The 16,003-nt window shown below is 52.2% G+C and carries 16 protein-coding genes; 4 read left to right on the top strand and 12 right to left on the bottom strand.

Translation table 11 applies throughout. The annotated features are described in order from the left end of the window. Positions 1–22: 22 nt before the first annotated feature. The 3 genes from CLFS41_RS08065 to CLFS41_RS08055 form a co-directional block, all read right to left on the bottom strand. Positions 23–1,417 carry an MATE family efflux transporter gene (locus tag CLFS41_RS08065; RefSeq protein WP_045092001.1) on the bottom strand — a complete coding sequence of 465 codons (1,395 nt, stop codon included), beginning with the start codon at positions 1,415–1,417 and terminating at the stop codon, positions 23–25. A gap of 126 nt (positions 1,418–1,543) precedes the next feature. Beyond that, positions 1,544–2,494, bottom strand: coding sequence for an SPFH domain-containing protein (locus tag CLFS41_RS08060; RefSeq protein ID WP_007869897.1), 951 nt, complete (start codon positions 2,492–2,494; stop codon positions 1,544–1,546). A 1-nt stretch (position 2,495) separates the two neighbouring features. After that, the gene (locus CLFS41_RS08055) at positions 2,496–2,957 is read right to left on the bottom strand and encodes an NfeD family protein (protein WP_007869900.1); all 462 of its coding nucleotides are present in this window, start codon (positions 2,955–2,957) and stop codon (positions 2,496–2,498) included. Positions 2,958–3,164: 207 nt separating this feature from the next. Here CLFS41_RS08055 and CLFS41_RS08050 point away from each other — a divergent pair, with 207 nt between their 5' ends. Continuing rightward, on the top strand, positions 3,165–4,181 hold the full coding sequence (locus CLFS41_RS08050; protein ID WP_007869902.1) for an asparaginase: 1,017 nt from the start codon (positions 3,165–3,167) through the stop codon (positions 4,179–4,181). On the opposite strand, the gene CLFS41_RS08045 is transcribed toward CLFS41_RS08050, so the two are convergent. Both CLFS41_RS08045 and CLFS41_RS08040 read right to left on the bottom strand, forming a co-directional pair. Then, the gene (locus CLFS41_RS08045; RefSeq protein WP_007869905.1) at positions 4,141–5,013 is read right to left on the bottom strand and encodes a DMT family transporter; all 873 of its coding nucleotides are present in this window, start codon (positions 5,011–5,013) and stop codon (positions 4,141–4,143) included. The genes CLFS41_RS08050 and CLFS41_RS08045 overlap by 41 nt on opposite strands. Positions 5,014–5,064: 51 nt before the next feature. After that, positions 5,065–6,009, bottom strand: a complete 945-nt coding sequence (locus tag CLFS41_RS08040) for an AEC family transporter (RefSeq protein WP_045092000.1) — start codon at positions 6,007–6,009, stop codon at positions 5,065–5,067. A 246-nt stretch (positions 6,010–6,255) separates the two neighbouring features. Between CLFS41_RS08040 and CLFS41_RS08035 the strand changes: the two genes are divergently transcribed. From CLFS41_RS08035 to CLFS41_RS08025, 3 genes are all read left to right on the top strand, one after another. Further along, positions 6,256–7,230, top strand: coding sequence for an ROK family protein (locus CLFS41_RS08035; protein WP_045091999.1), 975 nt, complete (start codon positions 6,256–6,258; stop codon positions 7,228–7,230). Between the two features lie 111 nt (positions 7,231–7,341). Further along, positions 7,342–7,995, top strand: a complete 654-nt coding sequence (locus tag CLFS41_RS08030) for an HAD family hydrolase (protein ID WP_007869914.1) — start codon at positions 7,342–7,344, stop codon at positions 7,993–7,995. A gap of 137 nt (positions 7,996–8,132) precedes the next feature. Next, on the top strand, positions 8,133–8,651 hold the full coding sequence (locus CLFS41_RS08025; protein WP_045091998.1) for an ECF transporter S component: 519 nt from the start codon (positions 8,133–8,135) through the stop codon (positions 8,649–8,651). Positions 8,652–8,710: 59 nt separating this feature from the next. On the opposite strand, the gene CLFS41_RS08020 is transcribed toward CLFS41_RS08025, so the two are convergent. The 7 genes from CLFS41_RS08020 to CLFS41_RS07990 all read right to left on the bottom strand — a co-directional run bounded on the left by CLFS41_RS08020 (position 8,711) and on the right by CLFS41_RS07990 (position 15,800). Then, entirely contained in the window at positions 8,711–9,715 is a 1,005-nt protein-coding gene (locus CLFS41_RS08020; protein WP_007869918.1) for a LacI family DNA-binding transcriptional regulator, read from the bottom strand. Positions 9,716–9,767: 52 nt separating this feature from the next. Further along, complete coding sequence (locus tag CLFS41_RS08015; protein ID WP_045091997.1) at positions 9,768–11,768, bottom strand: alginate lyase family protein; 2,001 nt, start codon at positions 11,766–11,768, stop codon at positions 9,768–9,770. Positions 11,769–11,978: 210 nt separating this feature from the next. Continuing rightward, the gene (locus CLFS41_RS08010; RefSeq protein ID WP_007869921.1) at positions 11,979–12,788 is read right to left on the bottom strand and encodes a PTS system mannose/fructose/sorbose family transporter subunit IID; all 810 of its coding nucleotides are present in this window, start codon (positions 12,786–12,788) and stop codon (positions 11,979–11,981) included. Beyond that, positions 12,778–13,566, bottom strand: coding sequence for a PTS sugar transporter subunit IIC (locus tag CLFS41_RS08005; protein WP_040417541.1), 789 nt, complete (start codon positions 13,564–13,566; stop codon positions 12,778–12,780). Before CLFS41_RS08005 ends, CLFS41_RS08010 begins: the two co-directional genes overlap by 11 nt. Before the next feature lie 23 nt (positions 13,567–13,589). Continuing rightward, a complete protein-coding gene (locus CLFS41_RS08000; RefSeq protein ID WP_007869926.1) occupies positions 13,590–14,081 on the bottom strand; it encodes a PTS system mannose/fructose/N-acetylgalactosamine-transporter subunit IIB in 492 nt (163 codons plus the stop codon). 58 nt (positions 14,082–14,139) lie between these two features. After that, positions 14,140–15,330, bottom strand: a complete 1,191-nt coding sequence (locus CLFS41_RS07995; RefSeq protein ID WP_045091996.1) for a glycoside hydrolase family 88 protein — start codon at positions 15,328–15,330, stop codon at positions 14,140–14,142. 35 nt (positions 15,331–15,365) lie between these two features. Beyond that, the gene (locus CLFS41_RS07990) at positions 15,366–15,800 is read right to left on the bottom strand and encodes a PTS sugar transporter subunit IIA (RefSeq protein WP_007869932.1); all 435 of its coding nucleotides are present in this window, start codon (positions 15,798–15,800) and stop codon (positions 15,366–15,368) included. Between the last annotated feature and the right edge of the window lie 203 nt (positions 15,801–16,003).

Raw genomic sequence — 16,003 nt, 5'->3', positions numbered from 1 at the left:
TGATACAGGAAGTTTTCCCCTTTTAAAAAGGTTTATACCGTTCCAGCTTTTTCCAGAAAGGTTTTATTTTCCACCTGGCCAGGGAGCTGAAAAAATAGTAGTAGATGATAAAGCACACGCTGGTCAGGCTCCAGGTCAGGGGGTAGCAGAAGGCTGCGCCAATGATGTTGTGGAAATGGGGCAGGGCAAACATGATCCAGAGCACGCGTACACCGCAGATCCCCACACCGGTGATGATCAGGGGCATCCATGCATCTCCCACGCCTCTCAGCGTACCGGACAGTATCTCGATGGCAATATATGTGATAAAGGTGGGGACCATAAAATGCAGCAGCCGGATGCTGATCTCCTGGACCTGGGGATCTGTTGTAAACATAAGTACCAGATAATGGCCCCAGTGATACAGGGCGGCACCGGCCATGGTTGTCATTACCGCTCCCACCACCATACAGGCTCCGGCGCCTTTCCTCACACGGTCGATCCGGCCCGCACCGTAATTCTGTCCCACAAAGGTGGTGGCCGCAATCCCAAGGGCATTGATCATCATCCAGAACAGGCCGTCCACCTTTCCGTAGGTGGCCCATGCCGTCACATTGTCTGTTCCCAGTGTGTTCACGCCTGCCTGGATGATAATATTGGAGATATTGTACATAATGGATTGCATTCCCGCAGGGATTCCGATCCGCACGATCCGCCTCAGCATCCTTTGGTCGATCCTGACCTTCTTCCACTCCAGCTTGTAGGTGTCCTCTGTCTTCATCAGGGTCCATACCACCAGGACAGCGCTGAGAAGCTGTGACGCGATGGTGGCAATGGCGGCACCGGCCACACCGATCTTCAGGACAGCCACCAGAAGCACATCCAGCACAATGTTCACAAAGCAGCTGGCGATCAGAAAATACAGAGGGCGCTTGGAGTCTCCCACCGCCCTGAGGATACCTGCTCCCATATTGTAGATCAGGTTGGGGATGGTGCCTATGAAATAGATCCTGAGATAGATCATGGAAGGCTGCATAACATCCTCCGGGGTCTTCATTGCCTCCAGCGCCCAGTAGGAGCCCAGAATTCCCAGAATCATCATGATGATTCCGCCCATGACGGAAAAGGCAATGGATGTATGTACGGCCCAGTGCACCTTATCCGCCTTTCTGGCGCCATAGTACTGGGAAATGACCACCGTGGCGCCGCTGGACAGGCCCACAAAAAAACCTACCAGCAGGTTGATCAGCACACTGGTACTGCCTCCCACTGCCGCCAGGGCTTCCTTGCCCACAAAACGGCCAACCACAATGGCGTCCGCCGTATTATACAGCTGTTGAAAGAATGTTCCGAACAGAATCGGAAAAAAGAACAGCAGCAGCTGTCCGAAAATACTCCCCTCCGTAATACGGTTTTTGGTGCTTACCTCCTGTGCCATACCTGTTCCTCGCTTCTCCATGGAATTCTTTTTCAGATAAAATAGCACCCATCAGTCAAACAAAGCTGATGGGCACTACTGTTAATTCTCATATTATATCAATTTTCCTCGTTTGTCTACCGGAATTTACTCAGCCCCTTCATCCTTGGCAGCTATTTCCGCAATAGACTTTACCATCCCTGCGATCCCTTGGATATCGGAAGGGATAATGATCTTGTTGGCCTTTCCGTTGGCAGCTGCCTGGAAGGCTTCCAGACTCTTCAGCTGAAGCACCGCGTTGTCCGCTCCCGCTTCCTTGATAAAACGGATGCCGTCCGCTGTTGCCTGCTGAACGCTGCGGATGGCCTCCGCCTGGCCCTGCGCCTCCTTGATCTTCTTTTCCTTTTCAGCTTCCGCCCGAAGGATGGCTGCTTCCTTTTCAGCTTCCGCATTAAGCACCGCGGATTCCTTGTTGCCTTCCGCCACCAGGATCATGGACCGCTTCTCACCCTCTGCGCGGAGAATGGACTCACGGCGTTCACGCTCTGCCTTCATCTGCTTCTCCATGGCCTCCTGGATGGCTGAAGGCGGAATGATATTCTTAAGCTCCACCCTGGTCACCTTGATGCCCCAGGGGTCAGTTGCAATGTCCAATGACTCCTGCATCTTAGCATTGATCGTCTCCCTGGAAGTCAGGGTCTGGTCCAGTTCCAGATCGCCGATGATATTACGCAGCGTGGTCGCTGTCAGGTTTTCAATCGCCAGCAAGGGGCGCTCCACCCCATAGGCATACAGCTTTGGGTCCGTGATGTAAAAGAACACCACGGTGTCGATCTGCATGGTAACGTTATCCTTGGTGATCACGGGCTGGGGCGGAAAGTCCTCCACCTGCTCCTTTAAGTTCACCTTCTTGGCCACGCGGTCAATAAATGGTATCAGGAAATGGATCCCCACTCCATAAGTCCCCTGGTAAGCTCCCAGCCGTTCCACTACCAGCGCCTGTGCCTGGGGCACAACGCGGATACAGGTGGACAGGATCAACAGGATGACGATCGCGATGATGATAAATACAACAAAGCCTCCTACTGCTGCAAACATATTACTCCTCCTTTGGTTGTTCTACTCTGTGCTCGGGCTGGGCTGCCTTTACCATCAGCTTGGCGCCGCTGACGGATGTGATGACCACCACCGTGTTGGGTTCAAATGTCTCTCCCTCCACGGCAGCCCTTGCAAGCCATGTCTCTCCGGCCAGGATTGCGGTTCCTGTTCCGGCCTCGTTGTCAATGCGCCCTTTTACAACGGCCTTGCGGCCCGCAAAACTGTCCACATTGGTGTCGGTCTTTTTTCGGTGAAGATACCTGGCGGTAAACGGGCGGACCATGATGAACAGTATGAAGGATACGATCACAAATACTGCCAGCTGCGGTCTTAAGGGCGCCCCGCACACCTGGGCCACCAACGCAGCCAGGGCTCCGCCCGCAAACCAGATACTGGTAAGGGATGCGGTCATACTTTCCACTACCAGAAATACCACAAAAGCTATAAGCCATGTTACGGACATATGAAACCCCCTTTTTACGGCGTCTTTGGAGAAAATTGGTTATACTGTTATTCTACCATAGATATGTCTAAAAGCAATCAAGGGATTGTAAATTTATAATATTCTTAATATAATTGTAAACAGCCCATGGGGTCTGTTACAGTTTATTATTATATGATTTAAAATAAAGGTTATACTATGAAAAACAAAGGAAAAGAGGAATCACACATGAAACGTATTCTTATGCTGGGAACAGGCGGGACCATTGCCTGCAAGCGAACGGAAAGCGGTTTAAAACCAGTCATCACCTCGGACGAGATCCTGTCCTATGTGCCGGACAGCCGCAGTTACTGCCAGATCGACACCATCCAGATCCTGAACATAGACAGTACCAATATACAGCCGTCCCACTGGCTTACCATTGCGGCCGCCATTGAAGAACATTACGAACAGTATGACGGCTTTGTGATTACCCACGGCACGGACACCATGGCCTACACGGCCGCCGCCCTGTCTTATCTGATCCAGCATTCCCAAAAGCCCATTGTCATAACCGGAGCCCAAAAGCCCATTGACATGGAAAATACAGATGCCCGCACCAATCTGGCGGACAGCCTGTTTTTTGCCTCCTGCGACAAAGCCCATGATGTAAACATTGTATTTGACGGCAAGGCCATTGCCGGAACAAGGGGAAAGAAGGAGCGCACCAAGAGCTATAATGCATTTTCCAGTATCAATTTTCCCAATGTGGCTGTGATCCAGGAGGACCACATCATCTTTTATCTGGATGACAAGGAGAGGGACCGGGAAACTGTGAAGTTCTTCCATGAACTGGATTCCAATGTGGGACTTCTAAAGCTGATCCCCTCCATGGACGCGTCCCTTCTGGATTATATGGCCGAGCATTATGACGCTGTGATCATTGAGTCCTTTGGGGTGGGAGGCCTGCCTTCCTATGAGCAAGATGACTATTACAGGGCCATTTCCCGGTGGACCGGCCTGGGCAAAACTGTGGTAATGACCACCCAGGTCACCAACGAGGGGAGCAATATGTCTGTTTATGAGGTGGGCCGGAATATCAAACAGGAATTCGGCCTGCTGGAAGCTTACGATATGACACTGGAAGCAGTGGTGACTAAGATCATGTGGATCCTGGGCCAGACAAAAGACCCTGAGGAGATCCGCAGGCTGTTCTATGAGACCATTAACCGCGATGTTCTCTGGTACCAGGATTCCATTCATTGAGCACGGTAAATCCCAGGATCATGCAGCCTCCCGCGGCCTGCAGGGGCAAGACACGTTCGTGGAGCAGAAGGACCGATACCACCACGGCTACCAGGGGATCGATGTAGCTGAGGATGGAAGCCTCCTGTCCTCTCAGATACCGAAGGGAAGAAAAATAGATGCAGTAGCAGACACCTGTGTGGAATATCCCCACCACCAGCAGGTTCACCGTGCCTGCAAGGTCCAGGCTGCCCAGATGGGAGCCCCCTGTCAGGAACACATAGGGCATCATCACCAGTATGGCGGCAATAAACTGCAGAAAGGTCCGGTTCAGGCCGGATACATTGCGGATCCCTTTATTGAGCAGCACCACGGCCGCATAGAACAGGGCGGCCCCAAGGCCCAGAAGGATACCCAACAGGTCATTGCTTCCGCCCCCGCTGCTGACCCCTATCACCAGTACCAGACCAAAGGTGGACATGACAAAACAGAACACCTGCCTGGATGTGAGCCGTTCCCTGAACAGCAGGGTGCTGGACACGGTTATGATCACCGGAGCAAAATAATAGCTGAGCGTGGCCATGGCCACGGTGGTATACCGGTATGCCTCAAAAAGCAGGATCCAGTTCACACTCATGGCTGCCCCTGAGAGAAACAAAAGGGGCAGTTCTTTTTTTATGTCCAAAACCTTTATAAATTGTCCTGTACATGCCTGCCACAGCAAAAGGGCCGTCACTGCGATCACTGCGCGGTACAATGCCAGTTCCCCGGACGCAAGGGGTATGTTCCTCACAAACACCCCAATGGTGCCAAATGCCGCCATGGAAAATATGACTCCGAATTTTGCTTTCATTTCAAGATCCCCCAGTCCAAAATCCAGTTCTCCTTTGCTGCATCATATGCATCAGATCAGAGACAAGGATTTGATCAGATACAGCCAAAAAGTCAGGGTAAATGCGCTTGCACATGTGGTAAGCGCCACCACGCTGGAAGTCAGGACACCTTCATGGCCCATGTTCCTGGCCATGACAAAGCAGCTGACCGTGGTGGCCGACCCCAGCATCACCAGAATGGCCACAAGCTGTTCATTCCTGAACCCGAGCCATATGGCAGCGGGCAGAAACGCGCCTGTCATGACCAGCAGTTTCATGGCCGTGGCCAGCAGGGCGGGCCTCACTGCTTCTCCTGCTTTTTTCCAGTCAAAGGAAGCTCCCATGGCCATAAGCCCCAGGGGTGTTGCCACTGCCGAAAGGCTTGCAACTGTCTTTTCCATGATGGCCGGCTGTTTCAGCCCCATCACGGACCATATCATGCCTGCAAGGATCCCCAGAATAATGGGATTGGTGCAGACGCCTTTCAGCGTATCCTTCAGCACTCCCTTTGACATGTTCTTTTGCCCCGGCCTTGTAAAGGAAAGGATCAGGACCGCGATGGTATTATACAGGGGAACGCTGCCTATGATCATCAGAGGAGCCATCCCCGCATTTCCATAAATATTTTTTATAAACGCAATTCCCAGAAGGGCTGCGCTGCTGCGATAGCAGGACTGAATAAACTCCCCTCTCAGGTTTTTATCCTTTAACAAAAGAGAAACGCAGCCCGCCAGCAGGATCTCCGCCAGGGTAGCGCCAAAGCAGAACAGCACGAATCTGGTATCCCAGACATGAAAGAAATCAGAGCCGGCCAGGTCTTCAAACAGCAGTACCGGAAGGGCCGCCTTAAATACAAACTGGTTCATCTGGTTGACAAACCGGCCATCCATCAGGCCCACCTTTCTGAAAAATACTCCCAGCAGCATCAATATAAAAATCGGCAATGTTGCATTTAAACTAAATATCAGATTCTCCACGTCCCTGCGCCTCCGCTTACTCTTTTGTCCATCATCATGTAACAATATACTCTAAGGCCTTATTTGTCAAGACTTTCCATACCCTCAACAGCCAAAAAGGGGGGTATCTTTATGCGCTGAGAGTATTTAGAAATTCTAATCTTCCTGTTGACAGTTTTATGGAAATGTGGTTAAATAAAGATAGTTATTAATGTTATATTAAAAAGTATATTAAAAACTCTTTTAATATCCAGGAGGATATTTTCAATGGCAGAAGAATCTGTATCAATCAAGCAAATCAATCTGGATCGGATCCGCGCATTCATGGACCAGGAAGGTTCTGTTTCCAAGAGCCAGATATCCAGGCGGCTGGGGCTTAGTTTTCCCACCGTGACACGTCTGGTGGATGAACTGTGTTCCGCCGGGGAACTCCTGGAGCAGGGCACCGGCACCTCCACGGGCGGAAGATGCGCGTGTTTTTATGAGCTGGCCCCCCGCTTCCACCTCTATCTGCTGATCCAGATAGAGGACGGACGGGTATGCTGGAATGTCAAGGACATGAGGGAAGAGACAGTTGACCACGGTGAATTCTGTTTTAAATCCTTTTCCCTGGAACGGCTGGATTCCCTGATCCGGGATGCCATCCAGCGCCACCGGCGTCTCAGCGCCGTCTCCATCGGGATCGCGGCCCTGGTCAGCCGCGGCATTGTGGAGGAATCCACTGTTTTTGACTGTCTAAAGGGGATGAACCTGCCCGAACACCTAAAGGATGTGACCAGCCTTCCCGTTGTATTTGAGAATGATATGAATTACCTTACCATGGGATGCTGGACCGGAAAGCAGGCCTCCGTCAACTCACTTATCACCCTGTTCCTGAACAAATGCGGCATGGGCGGAGGCATGATCATCGACAACCGGCTGTGGACCGGCGCTTCCGGCTTCTGTACGGAGCCCTGCTTCCTCCCCTTTATGGACCGTTACTGGGAAGGATTAGACAGACAGCCGACTGTCACGGACGTGACGGAGCTTTACACCAGACTGATCCAGGTATACGCATGCACGGTCAACCCGTCCATGGTTGTCCTTTATCACAATCCTCTTCTGGAAGGAAGGCTGGATGATATCCGCTCCCGCTGTGCTGCCTGTCTGCCGGCCAAAGCCCTGCCTTCCATTGAACTGTCCAAAGATTACCAGAAGGATTACGAGCGGGGGCTGTTTGCCATGGCCCGCAGCGTTTCATGACCACAGAGATCACACGAAAACATTGTCCCGGAAGGAGATCCATGCTCCCTCCAAGACAGAATAATCATTGCACGCCGCCTAAAGAGGCGGGAGTATCCATGGGAGGGAAAGATGAACTATCCACATATTGTATTTGACATTGACAACACACTGATCGATACCACGGCAGCGGTACTGCACAGTCTCCAAAAGGCGATCCGGGAAGTAACCGGGGAGCACTGGGAAATCAGCCGCCTCACCCCCGTGCTGGGGATTCCGGGTTTAAATGCATTCGAGATGCTGGGCATCCGTTCCCCGGAACAGATATTTAAGATCTATCCCCTTTGGGAACAATATATGTACTCTTATCAGCACACGGCCTACCTCTATGAAGGCATACTTCCCCTCCTGGAATATCTCAAGTCCCAGGGCCATGTCCTGGGCATCATCACCTCCAAAACCATGGAGCAGTATAAAAACAGCTTTATCCCCTTTGGCATAGGCGGCATGTTCCGGACCGTGATTACTGCGGACGATACAAAGCAGCACAAGCCTCACCCTGCTCCCATGAACACCTACATGTGGCTGGAGGATACAGATGCCTCCCAGGTGCTCTATGTGGGCGACAGCGTCTATGACATGGATTGCGCCAGGGCAGCGGGCGTGGACAGCGCCCTGGCCCTGTGGGGCTGCTGTCATCCCGATGGCATTGTATCCACCTACCGTTTTGCCTCCCCGGAAAGCATGACCGGATGGTTCAGGCAGGGATGTCCTGCACCGTTGTAAATGCATTCCCCGGCAAAACCCAAAAGTGGACTGGTCAAAATATCTTTAACTGGATATTTTGTTCAGTCCACTTTTCCATTATAGTAGGTAGCAACAAACATCCTGACATGTTCAGGCAGCAAGGAGGACTCTGTATTATGGAACGCTTTTCCACTAAAAAACTTGTTATGTGCGCGCTTTTTGCCGCCCTGGCCTGCGTGGCCACCATGTCCATCCGCATCCCCACTCCCGGAACCGGCGGCTACATCCATCCCGGAGATGCTGTGGTGATACTCTGCGGCATTTTCATGGGACCGGCCGAGGCATTTCTGGCAGCAGGCATCGGTTCCTCCATGGCGGACCTTCTGGGCGGATATTTTATCTATGTGCCCATCACCTTTGTGATCAAGGGACTGGTAGCCTACTTAAGCAGCAGGCTCTACCGCGGTTTATCGGCCCAGGGCAGGAATTCTTACCTGGCAGTGGCCGGATGCGGGGTCATTGATATGGCCGTGGTGGCGGGAGGATATTTCCTGTGCGAGATCTTCCTCTATGGGACAGGCGCTGCCCTGGCCAGTGTTCCCTCCAATCTGATCCAGGGAACCGGCGGGCTCATCATCGCCTGCGCCCTCTATCCCGTACTGCGCAGACCTCTTGAGGCAGCCATGGCCGCGTAACCAACTGAAAAGGGGCAAAACCGGTATCCCTATGGAACCAGTTTTGCCCCTGCTGCATGTCAGAGGGTGGACCCCCTCCACTTGACTATATTTTTAAACACTACATCCCCGTCCCGCTTCTTTCCATCCAGCACATCGATCAGTTCTTCCATGGCCCTGACCCCCTCCTGATAGGCGGGGGTGATGATCGCCGATATGGCCGGAGTGGTCATTCTGGTCCAGCCTTCCACATCAAACCCCACCAGGCCCAGCGTGTCCGGGAACAGCCCCATATGATCCGGATAATTGCGGATCGCCTGGTACACCACCTGGAGCTGGCCCGGGCTGGCCACATAGATCAGGGTTTTTCTGTTCAGATCCACTTTTTCCTTCAGCATCCCATACACCTGGTCTGATTTGATACCGTCCTGGAGATACAGGGTCCCCCCGTCCCTGCAGGCGTCCTGGAGGGCGTCCTTATACCCCTGGGTGTTCTCAAATCCCACGCTGATGGCCGCCTCCCCGTCCGAAATCATAAGGAAATCCTCATATCCTTTTTTTATACACTCGGAAATGACCTGGTAAACACAGTCATAATTATTGCTCTTCACATACCTGCCCTTGAAATCATAAGGTTTTGCATCCAGGTACACAATGGGCTTTTTTTTCTTTTCCAGATCACCGGCCAGCATACCGAACCGGTAGGTGGACTGGATGATGAATCCCTCCGCCCCCAGTTTCAGCATCCGCTCCACATAGTCCTTTTCCTGCTGGAATGCAAGACCGCTGTTGCCCATCATGATCTGATACCCCTGGGCGCTGGCCGCGTCCTCCACTCCCTTTAAGGCCCGTGCGCAGTAAGGGTCCGAGCTGTCCCCCAGGATCACGCCTATAAGGCCGCTGCTTTTGGCCTTCATGGCCCTGGCCGCCGCACTGGGCTCATATCCGGTTTCATTAATGATATGCTGTATCCTCTGTTTGGTCTCCTCGGACATCTTGTTTGTTTTACCGTTGAGATAGAAAGATACCGTTGTCTTGGAAACACCCGCCCGTTCAGCAATTTCATTAATCGTCAGTTTCTTCATACCAGCCTCCACCACCCAGCTTACAGGATTTATAACTTTTATAACTATACCATTAATTTCTCAATCGGTAAAGTGTGGTATTCCCATTCAGGCTGCGGATCACAGCTGCCTTTGCATACACGGGAACGCCGTTGCACAGATACAGTTTGCCCCCCTTGCATGTTTCCCTGTTCCATATCAGGAAGGTCCAGTTTTCCCCCGAAGGCGAGGTGAAGGTCCTGGAAACCACCTCCGTCCCGGGCACGGGTTCAGAACTCCCCCACTGGAACACAGGCACACTGCCCATCTCCATGTCCGCTCCCGCCAGACAGGTCCAGTCCCTGTGCCTGTCCGTGAACCTGCTTTTCTTTGTCAGGCAGGAAGCCGGGGAAAGATGATTGTAGGTTTCGGACACCACACAGTCGGTTTTTATAAACCCGGCAGCCCCCGCCAGCTTCAGGCAGCTGTTCCCAGCGCGCAGATTCCATTCCCCGCCCGGTTCCACCAATGCCTCCACTCTGGGATCCAGATGATAGGACTCCTCCACCACATGGCTGCCGCTGCACTCTATGTCATTGACGATCAGCCAGATGCCGGGGTCCGCCGTCAGCACCCGGCGGATCACAAGATACCCGGAACCGCTTGTAAGGGTCCCGTGATACGCCATTTCACAGTAATGCACCGGTCCCTGCTCCCTGAAATAGTTTTTCAGGCATTCCCCGTATGTCTCATATCCCCAGGCTCCTTTGGGAATCCCCTGGGATTCCCCATCGATCACACAGACATTGTGGGCCTGGGCACTTTTTAACGCCGGCCGCAAAGGCTCCTCTTCCATATAAGAATACCGTCCGCTGTCCACAAGGAATGGCTTTCCCTCATAATACAGGGATATGTGGGTCAGGTCCGCATGACCATGGCTGCTGCCCAGGGAACCGCAGGTAAGATAGGTAAAATGGCTGTCCTCAGACCAGCTGCTTCTCACATAGATGTTCCCGGAATCCTCTGCATGAAGGGACAAGGTCTCCGGCATCAGCGGTTTTTGCCTCCCATATGCGCAGATCCCATCCCGCCCCAGAAGCCATGCGCTGTCAAGGTCCATGGAACCAAAACCGGCAAAACGGCATTTCCCGTCCCCAGTGAGCACAGCGGCCTTTGTCAGCACATCCCTTACATCCGTCACATCACTGTCACACTGGGCCATCTGGCAATGATCCGGCCCGGCTGCATATATCACATATCGGCTCATTTTAGCTGTCTTTGTTTTAAGCCATATCTTATCCGCAGGAACATCCCCCTTCCAGTAGGCCAGCAGTCTCATACATGCCAGGAGCACCTCCATATGGTACATCATGGACTGCTCCCAATGGGATCCGTCCTCCAGCACCTGGAGGGCCAGCTGGTTTTCCAGTTCCTCCCACGCCCATTCCTTAAGCCCGTCCCCGGGCAGATATTCTTCAAACCACAGATAACCATGGCAGATGGCAGCGGTCTGGAGCAGTCCCCAGTTGCTGAGGGTATATTTGTCAATATATCCTTTCTTCATATAAAGATATTGGCTGCTCAGGCTATCCAGTATCTTTTCCGCCTGGCTTTGTCCCATCAGCCCTTCCCCTATGAGATGCACCAGAAGGAACTGCCAGCTCATACACCGGATCCCCGTATCAATGGAGCGTGTGGTCAGGGACCCTTCCGGCAATATGGGATTGCCCGCGATCCAGTGGTCCATGTACCACATCAGCTTTTCAATATATTTCCCTTTTCCCGTCAAACGGAATGCCAGCAAAAGTTTGTGCAGGTATTCATGGCGGTTCAGCATAAAGACCCATTCCGGATCCATGTTGGGGCTTTGATCCCACACCATCTCCTTCAGGGTATAGGGCGTGCTGCAGGGTTCCATATCCCACCTGTCCTCAAATATAAAGGTCTGATCCATGAGAAGCTCCGCCTGCTCCACGATCCTCTCCCCTTCGTCCAGGCAGTGGGCGACCATATATTCTGTCACAAATGCCGGATCATACTGTTTTATATAGGCCCTGGTCCGTTCCGCCAGGGCCATGAATCTGTCCTGTTTCATAGTCTCTCTCCGTTCCTCTGTTTTTCCCGGGGCACCGCCCCATCCCGCTTTCTCTTTTCCCAGGGCACCGCCCCCATTCCGCACTCTCTTTTCCGGACAGATGCGGGATAAAAAGCGCCATAATGCGGGACAGGGAGGTGCCGTTCAGGCGCCTCCCTCAGCGGACCCGGGGCAGGTCCATCCCGATCCGGCCCCGGATTCCATCAGCCATTATGCAATTATATGCAGCAGTGAAAGCACCACACCGATCACAATGGTCAAGATGACCAGTTTATACGTGGTCCACTTCTTCACCTTGATCAGGTAGAAGATCAGCCCGGTAAACAATACGGGCAGCAGCCTGGGGGCAATGGCATCGATCATATCCTGGATTGCCACAATCTTCTGCTGGTCTCCCGGCATGCTGGCCACGTACTGTATGGGTGTTGTTATCTTTACAAAGTTAACAGCCAGTCCGGAGATGACCGTCACACCGATCATGCTTGCAACCCCTGATATCTGTTCCATCTTGCTGCTCAGGGTGGCGATGATGTTGGTTCCCAGTTTATAACCCCACATTCCTGTGAGCACCTTTGCTGCCAGAAGGATTATGTTCATTGCCACAAAGAACAGGATGGGTCCCATGATCAGGCCGTCCATGGCCAGTGACGCTCCAATGGTGGCAAACAGGGGCGCCAGACAAAACTGGGCCAGGGAATCGCCGATTCCGGCCAGAGGGCCCATAAGAGCCATTTTGATATTGCGGATCTCGCTGGAAGGCGTCCGGTTCTCCAGCATTACCAGATGAAGGCTGGTAATAAATGGAAGAAAATGGATGTTGGTATTAAAAAACTCAATGTTTTCCTTTAGCGCTTCCTGAAGCTTGTCATCATCATCCTTATACATCTTGCGCAGGGAGGGATACAGCACATTGGCATATCCAAGGCCCTGGTAATTGCCGTAGTTAAAACCGTTCTGCAGGAAATACGCCCGCAGGGATGTCTTTAAATAATCTTTTTTCTCCAACTGATTAGATGCCATCTTCAAATTCAACCTCCACTTCTTCTACAGATTCGCCGGATCCTCTGCCTGCGTTAAAAAATACAAGTAATGCGATCGCTGTTCCGATCACCGCTACCCCCATAACAGGAAGGTTCAGGTATGCGATCGCGATATAGCCCAGCAGCACAAAAGGAATCAGTTCCTTTTTAGCCATAACATTGAGGATCATGGCAAAACCAATGGCCGGAAGCATTTTCCCTGCCACTCCCAGTCCATTGCTGAGCCAGGCCGGAATCAGGGAGATGACCTTTGAAAGGCCATCGGAGCTGAAGGCGCCGCCAAATCCAATGATAAAACCAACCACCGCGAACACGCATACGGTGGCATTGGCCGCAATGCGGAATCCTCTGAAATCCTTTTTGTCCAGCGCTTTATAGGCAAAGCTGGTGAGCGTGGTGGCAAATGTGTAGGTGGCTGTGATCACAAACTGGAATGCAACTGCAAAGGGGAAGGAAAGCGCCAGGGCCGATCCCACATCGATCCCCGAATCCTTCATGGTAATGGCGATAATGGTCCCCACAATGCCGGGGCCCATGGGGTTAGGAGGCACGGAACCTCCCTGGGATACGCCGAATCCCATAAACGCAAGTTCTCCCACAGCTCCCATGGCAAGTCCGGTTGGCAGATCCCCTAAGATCAGGCCCACGCCTGCCGCCATTACAAGGCACCTGTTGGTATAGATACCGAACAGCATACCTGCCAGACAGAAAGCTGTCCATAAACCGATAAGTAAACACTGAAACATACTGATTGTCACAATCAATCCCTCCATTCTCCTTTTTATAAGTATTTATTCAAATCCACTTTTGCAGCCCCGTCATCCCCGGAAGCAGTGGTCTTTGTGTTAAAAGTGATCCCATATTGATCCCGCATTTTACGCAGGGCCGCCTTGTCATCCTCCCCCAGGGCAATGTATTTGCTTACATCCTCCTTGCCCGGCGCATGATGGATATTGCCCACATTGATCTCCTTTACAGGAACTCCGCCCGCCACCAGCTTAAGGGCGTCCCCGGTTGTCTTGCACACAATGAATATGGTCTGCTTCGGGGATGCCTTCATGATCACATCACAGGTGTGCCGGATGGAAAAGAAACGCATTGCAATAGTTTTAGGCACCACGGCTTTCATCAGCGTCTGCTGCATGGGATCCTCGCTGGCTGAGTCGTTGGCCACGATCACCGTGTTTACCCCCAGCGCCTTGATCCAGAGCTGTCCCTGTCCGTGGATCAGCCTCTCATCAATTCTGAATGCTACAATATTTGGTTCTGCCATTCTCATATCCTCCTATGGCTGTCCGTCATCTGTCCTTCAGACGCCGGAGCGGTTTATTTTACCAATATAAGTTCCAGTCTTTGTAAAAACGCATCAGCGCTTCCATATAATAGTAGTCTCCCCATATATTCCCCTCATCCACCCCTTTTCCCGAATGCCAGGAGTAGACGCCGTGAAGAAGTACGGGCGCGCCTTCCCTGATATCCGGATTGGTGTATCCGGTCATCAGCGCCTTCAGGATGCTGTGCATTGCGTGTTGATAGGTCTCTTTTTCCGGATGTACCTCGGGAAGGTACTTTAGCATCTCATGGATACCGCACACCGCCACAGCGGCGGCTGAGGAATCCCTGGACTGGCAGTCCCCGTCCGTAAAGATCAGATCCCAGTAGCACACATCATCCTGAGGCAGGCGGTTGAGAAAGTAATTAGTCATTCCCTCAAACAGCGGCAACGCACTGCTGTCCCTTGTGTATCTGTAATTCAGCGGGATTCCGTATATCCCCCAGGCCTGGCCCCTGGCCCAGGCCGACTCATCACTGTATCCCTGCCTGGTGACGCCCCTGACCGGCTCCCCTGTTTCAGGATCAAAGTAGAAGGTGTGGTATGCGGAGGCATCCTCACGGATCACATACCGGCAGGCGGTTTCATAATGGCGTACCGCCGCATTTTTATATGTATCATCCCCTGTCACCTGGGATGCCCAGTACAGCAGAGGAATATTTAAAAGGCAGTCAATGATCAGACGGTAATTATCCCTGGCTCCCAGCTCTCCCCAGGCCTGGATGAAACCGCCCTTTTCCTGAAAGCGCTCCAAGAGCTTATCCGCTGCCAGAAGCCCCGCTCTTTTCCCTTCCTCAGAACCGGTCAGCTTATAGCCGGCCACACAGGAAAGGCTGTAAAGGAATCCCAAATCGTGATGGTCCAGTTCAATGCGTTTTTCCACACGGTTCAGGAATGATGATACATTCTGTTCCGCCAGACGGCGAAATTCCCCATCCCCGGTGTACTCATAGCACAGCCACAAAAGTCCTGTCCAGAAACCGTCTGTCCATTCAATATTTTCAATGATGCCGTATGTCTGGTCCTTCGCCGCCGAAGAAGGGAACTTTGTTCCGAAATACTTCATATTACAGCGCACCTGCCCGACCACACGGTCAATGGCTTCCTCCACCTCCTGTCTGGAGAGAAGTCCGCCTGCAAGGTAGATGTCCTTTTTTTTGATTGGTTCCACATGTATCTCTCTCATCATGTCTCCCTTTCCCCATCCTTATACTATCATATTCTTTACAGGCCGTCCTCGAATTCCGGTTCCTGCCCTTCACTGTCCAGGCAGTCCAGGTCCCTGATCCCCTCTCTGCCCGCTGCCAGCACGGCTGCCGCCAGTTCATCCAGACCGTACACGGGTCTGGAGAACACCGCTTCCACCAACCCCGCCATATTGACACCTGCCATCACCTTGATCCGCCTGTCCCTCAGTTCTTCCCTCAGGGCTGCCGCTACATTAAAGGGCGTTCCGCCCACCAGGTCGGCCAGAATCAGGATCTCCTCTCCCTCCAGGGCTTTTACGGATCCTATCATGGCTTCCTTTAGATCAGACGGGCTGCACCCCTCCGGGAAATCCACCCCGGCCGTATTCTCAGGCCGTCCTGCCACCAGCGCAATGGCGCTTAAGAGCCCTGTGGGGAAATGTCCATGGCCTGTTACAATGATTCCTGTCATTTCTTTACTCCCTTCTAAGTTTATTGCTTGTTTACCTGTATTTCCTTGTTATTCATTGTCTTTTTCGCTTTTTAGTAAACCGGTTTACTCATGATTGAAGTATAGTATTCTTTACTATAGATGTCAATAGAAAATTGAATCCCTTATTATCTTCTGCTATTTTGCATAGTTTTTATAGTATTTTTTGTGCATATATTACATTT

This window comes from Clostridium sp. FS41 (assembly GCF_000954015.1).
Classification (GTDB): domain Bacteria; phylum Bacillota; class Clostridia; order Lachnospirales; family Lachnospiraceae; genus Enterocloster; species Enterocloster citroniae.
Note: the sequence above shows the minus strand (reverse complement) of the source record. Positions and strands in the feature narration are given on the sequence as shown.

Bases quoted from the DNA above. Each gene is read 5' to 3' on its own strand.
- CLFS41_RS08050 (WP_007869902.1), top strand. From the start codon at position 3,165: ATGAAACGTATTCTTATGCTGGGAACAGGCGGGACCATTGCCTGCAAG.
- CLFS41_RS07995 (WP_045091996.1), bottom strand. From the start codon at position 15,330: ATGATGAGAGAGATACATGTGGAACCAATCAAAAAAAAGGACATCTAC.
- CLFS41_RS08015 (WP_045091997.1), bottom strand. From the start codon at position 11,768: ATGAAACAGGACAGATTCATGGCCCTGGCGGAACGGACCAGGGCCTAT.
- CLFS41_RS08035 (WP_045091999.1), top strand. From the start codon at position 6,256: ATGGCAGAAGAATCTGTATCAATCAAGCAAATCAATCTGGATCGGATC.
- CLFS41_RS08020 (WP_007869918.1), bottom strand. From the start codon at position 9,715: ATGAAGAAACTGACGATTAATGAAATTGCTGAACGGGCGGGTGTTTCC.
- CLFS41_RS08065 (WP_045092001.1), bottom strand. From the start codon at position 1,417: ATGGCACAGGAGGTAAGCACCAAAAACCGTATTACGGAGGGGAGTATT.
- CLFS41_RS08060 (WP_007869897.1), bottom strand. From the start codon at position 2,494: ATGTTTGCAGCAGTAGGAGGCTTTGTTGTATTTATCATCATCGCGATC.
- CLFS41_RS08055 (WP_007869900.1), bottom strand. From the start codon at position 2,957: ATGTCCGTAACATGGCTTATAGCTTTTGTGGTATTTCTGGTAGTGGAA.
- CLFS41_RS08025 (WP_045091998.1), top strand. From the start codon at position 8,133: ATGGAACGCTTTTCCACTAAAAAACTTGTTATGTGCGCGCTTTTTGCC.
- CLFS41_RS07990 (WP_007869932.1), bottom strand. From the start codon at position 15,800: ATGACAGGAATCATTGTAACAGGCCATGGACATTTCCCCACAGGGCTC.
- CLFS41_RS08010 (WP_007869921.1), bottom strand. From the start codon at position 12,788: ATGGCATCTAATCAGTTGGAGAAAAAAGATTATTTAAAGACATCCCTG.
- CLFS41_RS08030 (WP_007869914.1), top strand. From the start codon at position 7,342: ATGAACTATCCACATATTGTATTTGACATTGACAACACACTGATCGAT.
- CLFS41_RS08000 (WP_007869926.1), bottom strand. From the start codon at position 14,081: ATGGCAGAACCAAATATTGTAGCATTCAGAATTGATGAGAGGCTGATC.
- CLFS41_RS08045 (WP_007869905.1), bottom strand. From the start codon at position 5,013: ATGAAAGCAAAATTCGGAGTCATATTTTCCATGGCGGCATTTGGCACC.